The sequence below is a fragment of the Variovorax sp. dw_308 genome (assembly GCF_019207085.1).
GTDB lineage: Bacteria > Pseudomonadota > Gammaproteobacteria > Burkholderiales > Burkholderiaceae_C > Variovorax.
This window is the reverse complement of the sequence record NZ_JAATOM010000085.1, coordinates 1-1,238: the sequence shown is the minus strand read 5'-3', so window position 1 is coordinate 1,238 and position 1,238 is coordinate 1. Positions and strand designations below refer to the sequence as shown.

Annotated in this window: 1 pseudogene; it reads right to left on the bottom strand. The window is 70.0% G+C overall.

What is annotated here, in order from left to right:
* A pseudogene (locus HCU76_RS36295) lies at window positions 1-1,238 on the bottom strand (tetratricopeptide repeat protein); the annotation flags it as partial.

Genomic DNA, 1,238 nt, shown 5'->3' with positions numbered 1-1,238 from the left:
GCCTGGAACGGCAGGTAGTGCAGCGGCCCGTGCGGCACGATGATCAGCCGCACGCCCGGCGGCAGCCCGAGCGGGCCGAGCAGCGCGGCGCCCAGCTTCTCGGCATTGACGACGGTGGTGCGGCGCGCGCGCAGCACCTGGTTCCTAAAACCATCCACCAGTTCGTTCAGCTCGTCGCGCGTCTCGGCCACGCTGAAGGACTTGATCTCGGTAGAACTCACCACCCACACCTGCAGCCGGTCGGGCAGCGAGTGGAACTCGATCACCCGTTCATCGGGCTTGAGCGCGCGCTGCAGCGTGGGCAGGTCGGCGGTGGCGGTGGCCTCGTCGCTGACCCGGGCCCGGCCGCGCACGGCGTCGAGCAAGGCGCGCGAGCGGCTGCGCTCGCTCACCTCGAAGGCCGCGCGCGTATCGCCCACATCGGTGTAGATGCTCACGCCGCGCTCGAACACCTGCTGCAGGTCGGAGAACAGGCCCATCTTGAATTCCTCGCTGCGGAACTTGGAGCGCACGCCGTCCACGCTGGCCAGGGCCTTGCCCATCGCCACGGAGGCGGCCGCCTTGTCGCCGCGCGCCAGTTCGCTGCGGGCCACGCCGTCCCAGGCCCAGAGCTGGTAGTAGCCCGAGTCGGTGCCCACCGCACGGGTGGTGAGCTGGCGGTACAGCGCCACGGCTTCGTCGGGCTTCTTCTCGGCCAGCAGCAGGCGCGCGCGGGTGCGCTCGAGCTGGGCCGCGAGCTGGGGCTCGGCCGGCGGCGCGAGTTGGTCGAACAATTGCCGTGCACGCGCGGTGTCGCCCGATTCGATCAGCGCGTTGACCAGCGACGATTGCACCAGCGGCGCATAGCGCTCGGAGCTGTTGGCCAGCGCGGTCTCGTAGCTGGCCACGGCGCCGGCATAGTTGCCGCGGCGCGTCTGCACGTCGCCGATCACCTTGTTCGCCGGGCCGACGATGAGCTTGGGGTCCTTGGCCTCGTAGCGCAGCGCTTCGCGCGCGAATTCCTCGGCCTTGTCGAGCTGGCCGGAGTAGCTGTAGACGATGGCCAGGTCGCGGTTGGCCATGGCCTGAAGGTCGGGGTTGTTGGTGGCCTGCGCCACATGCAGCGCCTTGCTGGCCGCGCGCACGCTCTGGCGGAACTCGCCCTTGTCGGCCAGCGCCACCGCCTGGCTGCAGTACTGGTAGCCCGACAGCTTGATGTTGTCGTTGGCGTACAGCACCGCGCCGTCGTTGCTCAGCGC